The following is a 14,602-nucleotide window of genomic DNA, read 5'->3' on the forward strand; positions in this document are numbered from 1 at the left end:
ATCACGTTCCGTTTTTCTTTTCCTACCAAAGTAGCTTTTCCATCCCGCTCCCGACCTTATTTCCCCAAGTCCGTACCCTTTTTATTCTGGTCCAGACCTGTTTTTTCGGGCTCCCGACTCTTTCTCCCCTGCTCCCGAGCATCTCTGTCACGGTACCGATCTTTTTTCCTTAGGTCCTGCCTCTTTCTACTCAACTCAACACCACCGTTGTCCCAGAATCGGGCCTTACTTTCACGGTCCGGACCCTTTCTACCTGGTTACCGAACCTCCCGCACCGCGAATCGGCTTTTTCCCCGCTCGTCCTCCACCTATTTTTCGATGATAACCTCTCCTGCCGTATCGGATGCATTGAATGCCGGTGCAAATTGGCACTGAATGGTTACCCGACCTAAGCTAAAATCACCACGGTGGCTTACCCTTACCGGATATTCCAACAGATAATCGCCTTGTTTTAACTCCTGAATAAAGAAGCGGGTTTGCTCGTCGGTATTTACCCGATAGTACCACAAGCGACCACTCGATTCGTAGCCGGAAAGCTGCTTCACGGGTTCTGTACCAGCCGGGCGTGTATCTGAAATGGAAACAAATCCCAAATCGCGATGGGTGTGAATACGTAACCGGACCATAATTAAGTCACCTGGTTTGAGTCCTTTCAAATCGGATGAGAGAGATTCTCCACCATTTCGGCGAATAACGCGGTACAACGATTTGGTCACTTTTATTCCGTTCCCAGTTGACAACGAACTATCAACCGGAGCAAAGAACTGGTGATACAACGCGCCAAAGCCTGTCGTCTTTCCGTTATTCCGAAGCTCCAACGTTGAGTTTTCGGGCAATCCCGAAGGCAATGTGTATTTGAAATATCCTTTCGGTGTGCCCGAAATCGAGCTCGTCAATGGCTTTCCATTCAATAATACCGTCGGTCCGGATGTTTCCATATTGGCCCCACTTCCTGCCAACAGCAACGCCTCAACCGCTTTCACCGTTTCGTCCGGAGTTGACCATGCATGTGTCCGCTTTTGTTGCAACAACCATAGCTTCATGGCCGCCAAATCCGTTTCCGGGGCACCGGTCTTCTCAAACAACTGCATCATGATGGCCTGCAACGAAAGTGAAGACTCGCGGTAGAACCAGGGTGAATTGTTCGTTCGCCAATGCATGCCCAACTTTTTACTCTTCGCTGCCCGTTCTTTCAACGACTCGATGATCGTTTGAGCTGTTTTCCGGTCATTTGTCAGCCACAAAATCGAGGCGCTTTGTGCTTGCTGATACAGGCTCAGTTTCATCCAGTTTTTGGAAACCGACTGAATGAAGAACCGATAGGCAGCCATTACTTCCTTCCCGGCAGGTTTTATTTTCGAACCTGAACAGACATATAAATAATCGACGATATTGGCTGAAGGAATATATTGTACGCGCTGTTTTTCCGTCAATCGCTTATAGGTTGCCAACATTTCTGTTTCGAGGTAGTGCATGGCTTTTACCAGCATTGTATCTACAAGCGTTTTTTCTTCTCCTTTTAAAGCATCTGCTTTCTCAAGTGCGGAAAGCTCATTAACCACTTGCATCGTAATCCATGGACTGGTTTTCATCTCCGGATACCAGGAAAAACCTCCATCCTCATGCTGCATTGCCTTGAGACGCGACAAATCATCGGTAATATTTACGGCAATTGTATCGGGCACGAAAAGTTGCAATTGTTTTTTCGCCCGAATCGCATCATCGAGCCAGGGGGTTTCGTTCAACTGAATATTCGCCAAATCATCATTCTGCTCCATCCGGGTTTTGAATGAATCGGGGTTATTCAACAATTTGGCTCGTTGTTTGGCCAGTTCTGCTGCGATTTCGGGGTGGCGGGCCAGTATTTGCTGAACCGTTGCATAAGCATACAGCCGGTTGGCCAGCCCCGTTGCACTTTGTGGCCGGGAACTCAATACTGATGGTAATGCTTCGATGGCTTGCCAAACCGGATTTCCCATCCACTCCAGCGTCCATTTGTCGTTCACCTGTCCTCCTTCCGGGAATAAGGGACTCCAAACCTTCACTCCTCCCGGTTTCACCTGAAACGTTTCCGACTGTACCATCCATTGCTTAGCGGGAAGAACCTGAATAGTTTTTTCGTAACCATCACTCAGGTTTCCGGCTGAGCCAACTACCTGAATCCGGTACAATCCCGCTTTTTCGGGTGCCTGCACCAACCATTTCACCACTCCCGATTCTCCATTCTCCAAGCCGATGTGACGCGGCTCAAATCCGGGTTCCAACGTATCATTCGAGTCAACTGCAATCAGATTCAAATGAATATCAGCTTCCAGTTCTTTTCCCGAAAGGTTGGTTACTTTCACCGGTAACTCCACCTGGTCGCCGGCCACCAGGAAACGAACCGGGTACGGCTCGACCATCAACGGTTTTTGACTGACAAACGAGGTGTCGGTCGTGCCGATTTTCCCGTTAACGGTATGTGCCAATGCCATGAATTTCCATTTCGTCAAAGCATCGGGCATACGGAAATGAACGATAGTCATTCCGTTCGCATCGGTTTTCAACTGCGGCCCAAACCAAGCTGTTTCGCGGAAATCACTTCGAATTTTCGGTTCTTCAACCTTCGGTGCAGCACTAGCTCCCCGGATTCTGATACTCTCGTTTGCCGCCTGCTCTCCCACTGGAACTTTCTCATCTGCCACGAAAAAAACAGCTCCTCCCGGAGAAGTGTTAACCCATTTTGGAAGTCCCAATTCCGGAACCATCTCTGTTTCCACTTTTTGAAGGGGCGTATTCGGACTATGGGCGTAATCATTTTGCACCGGACGAATCATCAGCGGCATTTGCCGGATGTAAAACCAATGATTGAAAAGGCTCAAACTCCAGTTATGCATTCGAATATCGTCCAGCGAAGCATCATATACAACGCCTGCCACTTCGGCCTGTGCAGGTTTGCCACTTTCGTCGGTTACACGGATTTTCCAGCTGACCTCTTTGCCGGGTTCTGTCGTTGAAGGAAAATCAACTGTAGTAACCTGTAGTTTTTTATTTGGCTGCATCACATTGATCCGGAAAAGCTTCCGAAAGGCCCTACCATGCTGGATAGTCGATACACGAACTGCAAATCCGTTTGCCATATCGGACGTTACCGGGATAACCACTTGTTGACGGCTCTTTTTCGTTTTCACTGCCGGAAGTTGAATCAATGTATCCGGCTCTTCCAACGCAACTTGCCAGAAAGCTTCACCAGTAGTACCAAGTTCCAGTTTCAGATCATCACCGGGTTTTACCGTAGTTTTGTTCAGGTTGACATGAAATGGGTCTGCGAACGGATATTTCCGGCATTTGGACCTAAATACCCGGATAACCCGCTCACCGGTAACATTCTGACCAAATGCATCCTCTGTTTCAACGGTGACCTTGTAATAGCCGGGCTTCAGTTTTTTCCCCGGAAGGAAACACCACGAACGTTCGGCCGTGTTGAATTTTTGGGTCGATAAAACTTTCTCCACCGGAAAATCTTCCGGCTTCACTTCGTCGCCATACACATTTCCGGGATACTGCTTTTCCCATTCATCCTTCGTATAGATTGGCAGATCAGGAGCTTTCCATACCCGCTCTCTTACCGCTTGGTCAGGAGTTTGAAGCCTGGCAAATGTGACCGTTCCCTTAACCGGAACCACCTGATTGGCTGAGTTATTGAATTTCACCCCCACTTTTATTCCTTTTCCCTTCCGGATACCTTTATCGGAAGCATCAACTTGCCCGGGCGCGCTGAGTTGAGCAAACAGCGCCTTTTGGGAGATGCTCAATGACTGTTCCGTCGTCTGCGTCTCTCCGCTGATATCTGTTACTTCTGTTTCGATCTGATAGCTTAAACCATAGTCATTTTCGGTAGACTTTGGTGTGAACGTGAAGCGAAAGCGACCATCTGTATCGGTGGTAAACATACCCGAAATAACATCTTCCGAATTGTTCCCCGAGCGCTCGAACCATAAAGTCTGCCGGGTTATTTTATACATTCCGGGTACGCCAGCCAACGGAACACCGTTAAACGATTTGACTCTTCCAGTTACGGTAACCGGATGACCCGCCTCGTACTGACCGTCGAATTTATCGAATGTAATATGAAATCCGGGCCGCCGGTAAGCTTCCACCCGAAATGACTGATATCCTTCGGATGTTCTCAGCGTAAAGTTGCCCGCCAAACTACCGGCGGGTAAACGAAACTGACCGGTAGTACTACCGAACCGGTCAGTCAGGATTCTCAGCGAATCGATCACCTGGTTATGCGCATCTCGCAGAAAAACCACCATCGGTTTGCCTGCAACGGCACGATCTGTATCGCCATGAGTTTTGAACGTAATGGCTTTGAATAAAACCACCTGTCCCGGCCGGTAGATGGACCGATCGGTGAAGAACCAGGTCTTCTCTTTTGTTGTCTCGGTTTGTTTGCGGTAATACGGCTTACGCCAACGCAGACTTAACGTGTCAGTAGACGAACTAATCTGCACCAAATTGCCGTCACCCGACCAGAAGGCCTGCCCCTTATCGTTCGTTTTGAGCAGCACTTTATTGAGTTTCTCACCATTTAGATTTCGTATACTCAATTCAGCTCCGGCAACAGCTTCGCCATTCGATTGCCGGCGAACGGAAAAAATAGTTCCTGCCTCCGTTCGCTGCTGTTCTATGTACATCCGGGAAACCGCTACCGGGAGAAGACTCTTACAGCCGTTCCCCTCGGTTTGCATCACATATATCCCCGCATTTAGCGGTTTCATCACCAATTCGGTGCTATGCGAACGTAAATCACTGTCGGGAACGAGTGTGTATTTTTCTTGCTGAATGACCGGACGATTAAGGAGCTTTGAGGAGTCCTCCCTGGTTCTCATCTGACCATATTGCAGAAAATATTTTCGATAAAGCTCCTGATTGATTTTCCGAATGGAAACCTTCACACTTTTCAGGTTCTGGTAATCCAATTTTATGGCAAATGGAAAACCGGGCCTAACCACTGGCTCCGATTGAAGGGATAATTGTGGCCTTTTCAATTGCTGAAGACTGTTAAAGCTTCTCTTGCCCGCCTCTGTTTTTGGGTATTTCTTCCAGGTCTTTTCATACAACTGTGCCGCTTTTTGCCAATCCATACGGGAATCGGCTGTCTGCTGAATATTTCCCCGAAACTTGTTTCCCCGTTGCCGGTAAAAATCAGCTTCCGCTTCCCACACATTTGCCAACAAACCGGAGTGAGCGACGGTCTTTTCGAGTCCGCGCATCCCATCCAAAAACAAATGGTCTGCATTCTTGAGCGACGATTCCCGGTAGGTGAATTTAATCCGGTCGAGCCGGGCATAGAACAACGCCACTGAATTTCCGTCGCGCTGGTGGTATCTTTCGAGCAACCGGTACAGGATAATTGAATGATCGTAATAGCTCAATGGTGATTTCCGGTCGATAATCACTGCCCCTGGTCGTCTTAACCCCAAAGCCGCTTTCGGAACCGATAACGAAGGCCTACGAACGGGCTGGGTAAACAAACTGCCATCCTGGTAAAAGTTCAACGCTTTCCGGACGACCAAATCGAGCAAAGTCGGCGTACGTTCCCAATCTACTTTTTGGTCAATGATGAGAGCTTGCCAATTCTTCGCCGGAATTTTTGCCAGGCTATCGGTGTGCTGTAATGCCTCGTTAAAGCACTGGTGGATTTGCTCGACGAAATAACCGGCATCCCAGGTATTGATATCGATGGAATCGACTCCTCCACTGGCCCTGTCAAGAATTTTCCAACGATTATCCCGATATATTTGAAGCAGGTATGAACCTTCGTATGCTTTCAGTACCGCTCTTCCCGGCACGTTCAATTTCTCATATTCGTTTTGCCAGATTGGCACCGGATTTTTCGGAAGAGAATCTTTCACCGCAAAAAATTGAAGCGCTGTAAATGCTTTCACCCTTTGCGGAATATTGTTCTCTTTCGTTGCCCGTGCGACAATTTGCTTTATCACCTTCTTAACCGATTCAGGCTTTCGAATGTGTGCCAGCGAATCTGCTTCGGCCCATTTTTCCCGGTAGGAAAATTGCGGTATTGCAGCCTGAGTTGTTGAAAAAAGAGAGAAGAGCAATAAAGCAAGGAGTAATCGGCAGGTCATTTTCATTGGTTACATTATTTTGGTTGAATGGATTCTTTTTCTGCTACACCAAACAAATTTGGTACCACAAAAGCTCATTTCTATTCGTCTCCGCAAATATGTATTAAGCTTTTATTCTGATTTGCAATTATAAATAAGCTAAATCATCTGTCATTTTGCAGTAAATTAAAACGTAATTTACCAGTAATTTCAATTAAACATACTCATTCGGCACTCACTTTTTTAGAATGCCGTTGGAAAAGCCTAATTTTGTGAACAAAATTTTTCGTCCATGATGAAATCGATGACTGGCTATGGTAAAGCCGAATGCGAACTACCTAACAAGAAAATTACCATCGAGGTAAAATCGCTGAACAGCAAGCAACTTGATATTAACACCCGCATGCCGGGGATTTATAAAGAGAAAGATATTTCCATCCGGAAATTAATATCTGACATATTGGGCCGCGGGAAAGTGGAATACAGCATGTACCTCGAATCGCTTGGTGAGGAGAGCAATGCAACCATTAATGGCGCTGTGGTACGCGATTATTACCAACAACTTAATTCGGTCCGAAAAGAACTTGGGATCGATGAAAATCAATCGTTGCTCGACATTATTATGCGCCTTCCGGATACGGTTAAAACGGAGCGTGAAGAGCTGGATGAAGAAGAATGGAAACAAATTATCGCTAAAGTAAAAGAAGCACTCCTCCATCTCGATGAATTCAGAGTTCAGGAAGGTGACGCCTTGTACAAAGATATTGAGTCGAATATTCAGCGTATTCAAGATTTACTTCCGGAAGTGGAACCTTTCGAAAAAGAGCGCCTGGACAAAGTGAAAGAGCGCATCATGGACAACATGAAGGAACTGGAAGCCTCAGATTCTGTCGATAACAACCGTCTGGAGCAAGAAATGATTTATTACCTGGAAAAACTGGACATCAACGAAGAGAAGGTCCGATTGGCCAACCATTGCACCTATTTCCTCGAAACCATGAGACTAAACGAGCAGGTAGGGAAAAAGCTGGGATTTATTGCACAGGAAATCGGGCGCGAAATCAATACCATGGGCTCCAAAGCCAACCACGCCGAAATTCAGAAAATTGTCATTCAGATGAAAGACGCACTCGAAAGAGTGAAAGAACAAACACTGAATGTATTATAACTTCCGGAAGAGCGATTATTTGTAGAAATGAAGAAAGGCAAACTGATTATATTCTCGGCACCGTCCGGTTCGGGTAAGACAACCATTGTTAAGCACCTCCTGACCTGCCCTTTCGACTTTGAATTTTCGATATCAGCAACAACACGAAAGCCCAGAAATGGAGAAACCGATGGCAAAGATTATTATTTTCTGTCGGTTGACGAGTTCAAGTCGAGATTGGAGGCTGATGAATTTTTGGAATGGGAAGAAGTTTACGCCGGCAGTTATTACGGTACCCTGAAAAGTGAAGTGGAACGCATTCGCGAGAAAGGACAGCATGTGCTGTTCGATGTGGACGTAGTAGGCGGGACGAACATTAAAAAGTTTTACGGCGACGAAGCCCTGGCCGTGTTTGTCAAACCTCCAGGCATCGAAGAACTGGAGAAAAGGCTTATTGCCCGCTCAACCGATAGTCCCGAAGTAATTGCTCAACGCGTAGCCAAGGCCAAACATGAATTGACTTACGCCAAGTATTTCGATTACATTTTGGTGAACGACGACTTGCAAACTGCACTGAAAGAAGCAGAAGAGACGGTTAAAGCTTTTCTGGAAAAATAAACCGGGGTAATGAAAATTACACTCTACTTTGGCTCCTTCAGTCCAATTCACAACGGACATTTGGCCATTGCACACAAGCTGCTAAAAGAGAAATTGTCCGATGAATTGTGGCTGGTTGTTTCACCTCAGAATCCGTTGAAAGAGGAAGAATTGCTTTGGCCGGAAGCAGATCGGTTGGCCATGGTTCAACTGGCTATTGAAGGAAAAGAGGGAATTAAAGCCTCGGACTATGAATTCCACTTGCCTCGTCCATCGTACACCTACCAAACCCTTTTGCGTTTGAAACAAGATTTTCCTCAACACTCGTTTAACGTACTGATTGGTGGAGATAACCTTCAAGCGTTTGATCATTGGCGTGACCACCGGAAAATTCTCGATGAATTTGGGCTGATCGTCTATCCCCGGCCGGGCTACGAAAATGAAGAACTGGCAAACCACCCGAACGTAACCCTATTGAATGCTCCACTTCTGGATATTTCTTCTACCGAAATCAGGGAGCGTTTGAGCAAAGGACTATCGCTGGTTCCGCTGGTTCCACAAAAAGTTGCAGATTATATTCAAACCAAAAATTTCAATTAAAGAAAAAGCCACACCGATTACGGTGTGGCTTTTTTATTCCTTAACAACCTTGTCAATCGAAAGAATGACTTCGATTCAAGATTTTGTGTTTCTTAAAAATAGTAGGTGAAACCAAGGTTGATACCCTGCTTGCTGTAAGGCGAAGTAGTCGACAATGCTTCGTTCGCATTTACCGGATTACCACTCTGGTCTACCTGGATTTTGTCTTTGTAGGTAACTTCTATCGGACCGGGATAAGTACTCAATGCATCGTTACCATTTACCTCATACTTAGTAACCTTTGATTTCTTACGTTTAATGTTCAGGTAAACACCTTCGATTTCCGTAAATACCGAAAGCTTGTCGTTCAGTTTATATTCCATACCCAAAACACCTTTGAAACCCAAAGAAAATTTACCATACATTTTCTGTTCAACTTTCAAATCTGCAACCGGAACCAATTGGGTTGGGTCAGAAGGATTTGGCATAAACTGAGTTATATTAGCATTCACCATCGAGTATCCACCAACAGGCAATACAAACCCAACTTTGGTGTAAACCGAGAATTTCTTCGAGTGACCGGTGCTCATAATAATGGTCGGTGAAACACGATATTGACGTGTGTAAACATCAATTTTGGGTTGCTGACCTGCTGAATTAGGCACACCGTAATCGGCAACATTTACTGTCTTACCAATAAGATAAGTGAAATCAACTTCTGCACCAATGTTATCATTCAGGTAATAACCAGCAGAAATTCCAACAGGAATACCGGCACCAATCGAAGTATAAATTTGCTCCTGGTAGCCATCTGCGGTAACTTTTCCCTGGCCTAAATCAACGTAATAACCATCTTTGGCTACACCCCATCCGTAACCACCTCGTGCTTTGAGGTAAAAATTCTGTGCTGAGAGTGACTGGCCAATGCCCATCACCATCATAGCGATTGCGATAGTTTTCAGTAATTTCATTTGCTTATTTTTTGAACGTAAATGGTCTGTTAAACTTTTCGCCTATTCAGAATGAATCTACGTAACTCACTGATAATGCGAACTATTTAAACGATTAAGTAATATTAAAAGTGGCGTGAAAGTAGAAACAAAATATTAATTCACAAAACATAACTTGTTGCCATTCAGATTTTTAGAATAATGAGTTTAAAAATTCTAAAATTAAGTTAAAAAACAGCACCAGTTTTTTGTTTGGAGCACAATTACTTAAGTTCTCGTACAAATCGAAACATTGTAATATTTAGATGTGAAAAAAATTACTATTATAAAACATAAAATACATATCAAGTGTATTTCTAACGCTATTTACTCATGATTCCCTTTCTTTGTAAAAGATGAAAAAGAAGAACAAAAAGCAGGGAGGTTCGTCCGGTCAGAACCGCAAAACCAGCGAAGATTTTCTCGAGAAGAATCTGAAGAAACCAGAAATTAATGTGACGGAATCTGGACTACAATACGAAATTATCAAGGAGGGTGACGGTGCGTTACCCGATCCGGATGGCTATGTGAAAGTTCACCAAAGGGCCATGCTGGTTGGTGGTAAAACACTGGATGACACCTACAAGAACAACGAGCCCATGGAGTTCAGGCTAAAGGAAACCATCGAAGGTTACCAGGAAGGTTTGCTAATGATGAAAACCGGAAGTCGTTACAAATTTTATATTCCGCCGGAGCTGGCCTGGGGTAAACGAGGTTCGGGTGGAAGAATCGGCCCAAATGCAGTAGTGATTTTCGATGTTTCTTTGCTGGAATGCTGGTAATTTGAATATTCTGAATAAAAAAACCCGGACAAGATGCCCGGGCTGATTCTATTGTATCAAGTTTAAACGGTGTGCACAGTTTCCATATTCTTCTGCCCTACCTCAATGGCTTCGAGGTTGAGCGGAATGAGTTTGTGGTGCCGTTCGGGAAGTGATTTCTCCAACCCTTTCTTCACCTTCTCCATTCCAAATATGGGTTTTACTTTCAGGTAGGCTCCCATAACAATCATGTTGAATGTTTTCGGATTACCCATTTCGGCAGCCAAACGTGCTCCTTCCACCTTGTAGATATTGATATCCTTACGTGTTGGAGGATGAACGATACCGTTTGGGTCGTATAACAAAACTCCACCCGGTTTTACCTGCTCCTCAAATTTATCCAGCGATTGCTGGTTCAGAATAATGGCGGTATCGAATTCGTGCAGGATGGGCGAACTGATGCGCTCATCGCTGATGATAACCGATACATTGGCTGTACCACCACGCATTTCAGGTCCGTATGACGGAAACCAGGTTACTTCCTGATCCTGCATGACACCGGAATACGCCAGGATTTTTCCCATGGAAAGAACGCCTTGTCCACCGAATCCGGCTATAATGATTTCTTCTGTCATCTCTTGATTTTTTGGTTCGGGAATCAATTAAACATTCATTTTCAACGCTTCCGGATCTTCTTTCTCTCCGTCTTTCAAATCTCCCAACGGATAGAATGGGAACATGTGTTCTTCCATCCATTCATTAGAATCGACCGGAGAAATTTTCCATCCTGAATTACAGGTCGCAACGACTTCGACGAAGGCTGTTCCCTTTTTGTTAGCCTGAATCTCGAATGCTTTCCGGATGGCTTTTTTGGTTTTCTTTACCGCTGCTGCTGTTTGTACACTCTGACGAGTAACGTAGGCTGCACCAGGTAGCTGAGCAATCAGCTCCGTGATTTTCAGCGGGTATCCGTTCAGGTCTACATCACGTCCGTAAGGTGTAGTGGCTGTGACCTGACCAACCATCGTTGTCGGAGCCATTTGTCCGCCAGTCATTCCATAAATGGCGTTGTTGATAAATACCATAACGATATTCTCACCGCGGTTAACCGCATGCATGGTTTCAGCTGTACCAATCGCTGCCAGGTCACCGTCACCCTGATAACTGAAGACGAACTTATTCGGGAAAACCCGCTTTACACCCGTAGCTACTGCCGGTGCCCGACCGTGAGCTGCTTCATGCCAGTCAATATCGATGTAGTTGTAGGCAAAAACCGAGCAACCTACCGGTGAAACACCGATGGTATCTTCCTGAATGCCCATTTCATCAATTACTTCCGCAATAATTTTGTGCACTACACCATGGCTGCAGCCCGGACAATAGTGCATCACTTTATCCGTCAATACAGGAGACTTCTGGTAAACCAAATTCTCCGGTTTGATGATATTCTGTATGTTTTCTGCTACTTCTGCCATGGTTTATTCTCCTATCAATTTTTGTTCAAGAGCCTTTTCAACTTCATCAGGTGAAGGAATGATACCTCCCATTCGGCCGTAATATTCAACCGGTACTTTACCGTTCACAGCCAAACGAACATCTTCCACCATCTGTCCGGCATTCATCTCTACCGAGAGGAATCCTTTTACGCGTCCGGCCAACCTCTTAATCTCTTCTGTCGGGAACGGGAACAGGGTAATCGGACGGAGTAAACCAACTTTGTGTCCTTTTGCTCTGGCCAGTTGTATGGTTTTTTGGCAAACCCGTGCAGAAGAACCAAAAGCTACCAGGATATAATCGGCATCGTCGCAGTCGATGGCTTCAAAGCGTACTTCGTTTTCCTGAATTTTCTGGTATTTCGCCTGGAAACGAATATTGTTCTGCTCCATCTTATCCGATGCAAGCTCCAGCGAAGTAATAATATTCTGTTCGCGGTCGGGGCTTTTGCCAATAGCTGCCCAACTTCCCGAAACCTCTTTTACTTCCTCGTCAGTCCAACGAGGCTTGTAATCTGCCAGTTCCACTTTTTCCATCATCTGACCTATCGCACCATCCGACAGAATCATCACCGGATTACGATATTTGAAAGCCAGCTCGAAACTCAAATCGACAAAATCGTTCATCTCCTGAACCGATGCAGGAGCCAAAACGATCAATCGATAGTCACCGTGGCCGCCGCCTTTGGTTGCCTGGAAATAATCAGCCTGCGAAGGCTGGATAGTTCCCAAACCAGGACCACCACGCTGTACATTCACAATTAGACAAGGTAATTCAGCACCGGCGAGATATGAAATTCCTTCTGCCATCAGGCTGATACCCGGACTTGAAGAGGAAGTCATTACTTTTTTTCCTGCTCCGGCTGCTCCGTAAACCATGTTGATCGAAGCCACCTCACTTTCGGCCTGAAGTACCACCATGCCGGTTTCATCCCAGGGACGACGGTTCATCAGGGTTTCCATAACTTCGGATTGCGGGGTAATAGGATATCCGAAATAGCCGTCACATCCGCAACGGATAGCTGCTTCGGCAATAACCTCATTACCTTTCATTAATCTTAGTTCTCCCATTATGTTAACGTTTCTTGAATGTTAGTTAAGCAATTTTGGCTTTATACACCGTAATACAACTGTCCGGACATACCAGTGCGCAGTTTGAGCAACCAATGCAAGCGTCCGGATTCTCCATATACGAATAGTGATATCCCTTTCCGTTGACGTTGCGGTGCAAAGCCAGTGTCTGAGTAGGACAAGCAACCACGCACAAATTACATCCTTTGCACGTATCCATGTCAACTACTACTGCTCCTTTAACTTTAGCCATTCTAAATTGATTTTTTGGTTATCGTTGATTTTTTGATTTTCTATATCATCTCACGACTTTTCTCCCGTTTCTCCCCTACCGGGAAATCGTGATGAAATTGTTCGAGTCGTTTTTCCAAATCAGTAAACTGGTCACGCCCAACGTGTGATACACAGGCTCGCAACCCTTCTTTGGTACTTCCGGTATTACCCAATGTGATGGCGCTGACACCGTAGAACAGCAGATTGTGGAGTAACTCTCCTCCCGTCATACCGGGATAAGCTATTGTGAAATAGAAACCATCGCCTATCTCCTGTTCCATATCTTTATCGTATACGATGACGAATCCGTTTTTACGGAACATTTCTTTCATGATGTGTGCCCGTTCACCATATTCCTTTACATCTTCCACAAAGTCGAATTCTCCATCATTCGCCGCCTTTAACATAGCCGCTAAAGCATACTGTGCCGAGTGCGAAGTACCCGACGACAACGAGTAAAGCGCCCGGTGAACAATCGCTCCACCAAAGGTATGCACATTCAATCGTGCTTCCAGATTCGGATATTTCCGGTGATACAGGGCATCGGAAATAACCATTGATCCAATTCGCTGACCTGCATAAGAAAATACTTTCGAGCTTGAAATCAGCAATACATAATTATCGGTATATCGTGCCACGGTAGGTTGATAGGGCGGCACACCCGGTTTAGATAAGTCTGTGCGGAAATCCATGGCAAAATAAGCCAGATCTTCCATTACCGTTACATCGTACTTATTAGCTAATTCGCCAATAATCTGAAGCTCCGTCTCTGTGAGACATATCCAGGTCGGATTGTTCGGATTAGAATATATAATGGAGTGAATGTGTCCTTTCGAAAGGAATGACTCCAACTTCTCCCGAAGTCTTTCACCCCTGAAATCGTACACGTCAAATGATTCGTACTTCTGTCCCATCACCAACATTTGTTGTTTCTGTACCGGGAATCCCGGATCGATAAACAACATAGTATCTCTTTCTTTCCGGCAACTTCCGGCTACCAGAAAGGCGGCATAACCTCCTTGCATCGATCCTACCGTAGGAATACATCCCAGCGGGTCCACTTCAATGTTCATAAAGAGTTTTACGAAACGTGAAATCTCGTCTTTCAATGGCTGAATTCCATCGATTCGCGGATAAATGGAGGCTACATTATTTCTTAGCGCTTCAATTTCAGCTTCAACACCAATACGGGCCGGAGGTAATCCGGGAATTCCCATTTCCATACGAACATATCGATCGCCGGTTTTAGCTTCGATATTACTTACCAGTTGAACGATTTCACGGATGGAAGCTTTTCCCAAATTAGGGACGTCCAATGCCTGAACATTTTGTTCAACAACTTCTCTGTTTATTGGTGTATTGGTCATCTCGATGTTGTAATTTGTTAGGAAATAAACGAAGAATAGCAGGTTTAGCAAAGCCTTGCAGAATGCTAGGCAACATGTTTTTACGATCCGGGTGAAACTAGCGATCCGACGCTTTCAGTTTGATAAAAAACTATCCTTTTTCGCCTTCAATTTTACAATGTCTGCGTCAGGATTTTTTGGCCTTCTTTGACCATTTTGCAGAAATTATTCAAAAA

General features: G+C 45.2%; 11 protein-coding genes. 4 read left to right on the forward strand and 7 right to left on the reverse strand.

All coding sequences use genetic code 11. The features are described 5' to 3' along the window. Positions 1 to 308: 308 nt before the first annotated feature. Positions 309 to 6,137: an alpha-2-macroglobulin family protein gene (locus tag T426_RS0122055; RefSeq protein ID WP_027586291.1), complete on the reverse strand. Its 5,829-nt coding sequence runs from the start codon at positions 6,135 to 6,137 to the stop codon at positions 309 to 311. Between the two features lie 265 nt (positions 6,138 to 6,402). Here T426_RS0122055 and T426_RS0122060 point away from each other — a divergent pair, with 265 nt between their 5' ends. Genes T426_RS0122060 through nadD form a run of 3 tightly spaced genes read left to right on the forward strand, consistent with a single transcriptional unit; the run spans position 6,403 to position 8,454 of the window. Beyond that, entirely contained in the window at positions 6,403 to 7,278 is an 876-nt protein-coding gene (locus T426_RS0122060; RefSeq protein WP_025863531.1) for a YicC/YloC family endoribonuclease, read from the forward strand. A gap of 27 nt (positions 7,279 to 7,305) precedes the next feature. Continuing rightward, on the forward strand, positions 7,306 to 7,875 hold the full coding sequence (gmk, locus tag T426_RS0122065) for a guanylate kinase (protein WP_025863530.1): 570 nt from the start codon (positions 7,306 to 7,308) through the stop codon (positions 7,873 to 7,875). 9 nt (positions 7,876 to 7,884) lie between these two features. Next, positions 7,885 to 8,454: a nicotinate (nicotinamide) nucleotide adenylyltransferase gene (gene nadD / locus T426_RS0122070; RefSeq protein ID WP_025863529.1), complete on the forward strand. Its 570-nt coding sequence runs from the start codon at positions 7,885 to 7,887 to the stop codon at positions 8,452 to 8,454. 92 nt (positions 8,455 to 8,546) lie between these two features. Here nadD and T426_RS0122075 read toward each other — a convergent pair whose 3' ends face one another. Continuing rightward, the gene (locus T426_RS0122075) at positions 8,547 to 9,404 is read right to left on the reverse strand and encodes an outer membrane beta-barrel protein (protein WP_025863528.1); all 858 of its coding nucleotides are present in this window, start codon (positions 9,402 to 9,404) and stop codon (positions 8,547 to 8,549) included. Positions 9,405 to 9,778: 374 nt separating this feature from the next. Here T426_RS0122075 and T426_RS0122080 point away from each other — a divergent pair, with 374 nt between their 5' ends. Beyond that, positions 9,779 to 10,204, forward strand: coding sequence for an FKBP-type peptidyl-prolyl cis-trans isomerase (locus T426_RS0122080; protein WP_025863527.1), 426 nt, complete (start codon positions 9,779 to 9,781; stop codon positions 10,202 to 10,204). A 62-nt stretch (positions 10,205 to 10,266) separates the two neighbouring features. On the opposite strand, the gene T426_RS0122085 is transcribed toward T426_RS0122080, so the two are convergent. From T426_RS0122085 to T426_RS24775, 5 genes are read right to left on the reverse strand one after another with little or no spacing between them, the layout of a single operon-like run. After that, on the reverse strand, positions 10,267 to 10,818 hold the full coding sequence (locus T426_RS0122085) for a 2-oxoacid:ferredoxin oxidoreductase subunit gamma family protein (protein WP_025863526.1): 552 nt from the start codon (positions 10,816 to 10,818) through the stop codon (positions 10,267 to 10,269). A 27-nt stretch (positions 10,819 to 10,845) separates the two neighbouring features. Continuing rightward, on the reverse strand, positions 10,846 to 11,658 hold the full coding sequence (locus T426_RS24770) for a thiamine pyrophosphate-dependent enzyme (protein WP_051569066.1): 813 nt from the start codon (positions 11,656 to 11,658) through the stop codon (positions 10,846 to 10,848). Between the two features lie 3 nt (positions 11,659 to 11,661). Continuing rightward, entirely contained in the window at positions 11,662 to 12,747 is a 1,086-nt protein-coding gene (locus T426_RS0122095) for a 3-methyl-2-oxobutanoate dehydrogenase subunit VorB (protein ID WP_025863525.1), read from the reverse strand. Between the two features lie 25 nt (positions 12,748 to 12,772). Beyond that, entirely contained in the window at positions 12,773 to 13,000 is a 228-nt protein-coding gene (locus tag T426_RS25670; protein ID WP_081782369.1) for a 4Fe-4S dicluster domain-containing protein, read from the reverse strand. A gap of 40 nt (positions 13,001 to 13,040) precedes the next feature. Continuing rightward, complete coding sequence (locus T426_RS24775; RefSeq protein ID WP_025863524.1) at positions 13,041 to 14,387, reverse strand: aminotransferase class I/II-fold pyridoxal phosphate-dependent enzyme; 1,347 nt, start codon at positions 14,385 to 14,387, stop codon at positions 13,041 to 13,043. Positions 14,388 to 14,602 lie beyond the last annotated feature (215 nt).

The organism is Prolixibacter bellariivorans ATCC BAA-1284 (assembly GCF_000621705.1).
Taxonomy (GTDB): domain Bacteria; phylum Bacteroidota; class Bacteroidia; order Bacteroidales; family Prolixibacteraceae; genus Prolixibacter; species Prolixibacter bellariivorans.

Bases quoted from the DNA above. Each gene is read 5' to 3' on its own strand.
- T426_RS0122055 (WP_027586291.1), bottom strand. From the start codon at position 6,137: ATGAAAATGACCTGCCGATTACTCCTTGCTTTATTGCTCTTCTCTCTT.
- T426_RS0122060 (WP_025863531.1), top strand. From the start codon at position 6,403: ATGATGAAATCGATGACTGGCTATGGTAAAGCCGAATGCGAACTACCT.
- gmk (WP_025863530.1), top strand. From the start codon at position 7,306: ATGAAGAAAGGCAAACTGATTATATTCTCGGCACCGTCCGGTTCGGGT.
- nadD (WP_025863529.1), top strand. From the start codon at position 7,885: ATGAAAATTACACTCTACTTTGGCTCCTTCAGTCCAATTCACAACGGA.
- T426_RS0122075 (WP_025863528.1), bottom strand. From the start codon at position 9,404: ATGAAATTACTGAAAACTATCGCAATCGCTATGATGGTGATGGGCATT.
- T426_RS0122080 (WP_025863527.1), top strand. From the start codon at position 9,779: ATGAAAAAGAAGAACAAAAAGCAGGGAGGTTCGTCCGGTCAGAACCGC.
- T426_RS0122085 (WP_025863526.1), bottom strand. From the start codon at position 10,818: ATGACAGAAGAAATCATTATAGCCGGATTCGGTGGACAAGGCGTTCTT.
- T426_RS24770 (WP_051569066.1), bottom strand. From the start codon at position 11,658: ATGGCAGAAGTAGCAGAAAACATACAGAATATCATCAAACCGGAGAAT.
- T426_RS0122095 (WP_025863525.1), bottom strand. From the start codon at position 12,747: ATGGGAGAACTAAGATTAATGAAAGGTAATGAGGTTATTGCCGAAGCA.
- T426_RS25670 (WP_081782369.1), bottom strand. From the start codon at position 13,000: ATGGCTAAAGTTAAAGGAGCAGTAGTAGTTGACATGGATACGTGCAAA.
- T426_RS24775 (WP_025863524.1), bottom strand. From the start codon at position 14,387: ATGACCAATACACCAATAAACAGAGAAGTTGTTGAACAAAATGTTCAG.